This is a genomic window from Nitratidesulfovibrio liaohensis, assembly GCF_011682075.1.
Classification (GTDB): domain Bacteria; phylum Desulfobacterota; class Desulfovibrionia; order Desulfovibrionales; family Desulfovibrionaceae; genus Cupidesulfovibrio; species Cupidesulfovibrio liaohensis.
The window spans coordinates 1-1,021 of record NZ_VSMK01000630.1 but is presented as its reverse complement, the minus strand read 5'-3'; the positions used below and the strand labels follow the sequence as shown (position 1 = coordinate 1,021).

Sequence of the window (1,021 nt, the reverse complement as noted above, 5' to 3'; positions counted from 1 at the left end):
GGGCCACCGCCGTGGCGGTAACCACGAACCCCGGCGGCACCGGCAGCCCGTAGCCGCGCAACCGGGCCAGCGTGGCGGCCTTGGTGCCCGCCAGACCGGCCTGCTCCGGGGACAGGCCGTCCAGGGAAAGGCACAGGATGTCGCGTTCCCGTGCCGGGTCCGTGTCCGCACCCAGTTGTTCCACCCGCCCCGCGATGCGCCCGTACGCACCGAACATGCCGGGATGCGCCCCGTCGGACAGCAGGTCCAGTCCGTCCACCAGTTCGCCGGCCAGCGAGACCAGTTCCTCCACCAGTTCGCGCTTAGCAGTGCCTGATGTTCCGTCGAAACCGGCCAGGCATTCCAGTGCCCGTCCGTTGTTTTCCAGCAGGATGCGGAAGGCGTGGTAGCGCGCCTTCAGTGTATCCAGCGCCGCCGCCTGACGCGCGGCCCTGCGTGTGCGCCAACGATCCATAAGATGGTGCAGCATGGTCAGCCCCGCGTTTGCCGTTGCGCGTCTTCGCGCAGCAGGCGGAAATCCGTGGCCGCGCGCACCATGTCGGCGTCGTCGTTCAGGGTGGTGTCCACCTGCCGGGTAAAGGCCGTCAGCATGCCCAGCGCGGCCACCGCGTCGCGCAGGGCGGCGTGTTCCATGGCGCGCAGTCTGCCGGTGACCATGTCGCCGCGCATGCGGGTGGCAAAGCCAAGCTCTTCCAGCACGTTGCGTACAAGATGGGCGCGGCGCACCCGCCGGGCCGGATCGGCCATGCCCCCCGCAAAGCGGAAATAGGCGTGGTTGCGGTTGGGATTGTCGCTCAGCAGCACGTCCAGCACGGTGAAATGGTAGCCGAGACGCAGGGTGAGGTTGAGGTAGTCGCGCCCGGCGATGGCCAGGTTGGCCCCGGTGGCGGCCCATTCTGCATGCGGTCCGGCCCCGTTCGCGGCATTGCCCGCCCCGCCAGCCATGCCGGACAGGATGTCGCCTCAGTTTCGCGGCTTGTACCGCCGCCACCGGCAGGATATGGAACCGTAACCAGCCGTA

Annotated in this window: 1 protein-coding gene and 1 pseudogene; both read right to left on the bottom strand. The window is 68.9% G+C overall.

Annotation, left to right across the window (positions count from 1 at the left end):
* Positions 1-469 (bottom strand): annotated as a pseudogene (locus FVW27_RS16880) (PEP/pyruvate-binding domain-containing protein); the annotation flags it as partial.
* A 2-nt stretch (positions 470-471) separates the two neighbouring features.
* Positions 472-945, bottom strand: a complete 474-nt coding sequence (locus FVW27_RS16875) for a hypothetical protein (protein ID WP_167127380.1) — start codon at positions 943-945, stop codon at positions 472-474.
* Between the last annotated feature and the right edge of the window lie 76 nt (positions 946-1,021).

Coding starts and splice junctions, on each gene's coding strand:
- FVW27_RS16875 (WP_167127380.1), bottom strand. CDS start 945: ATGGCTGGCGGGGCGGGCAATGCCGCGAACGGGGCCGGACCGCATGCA.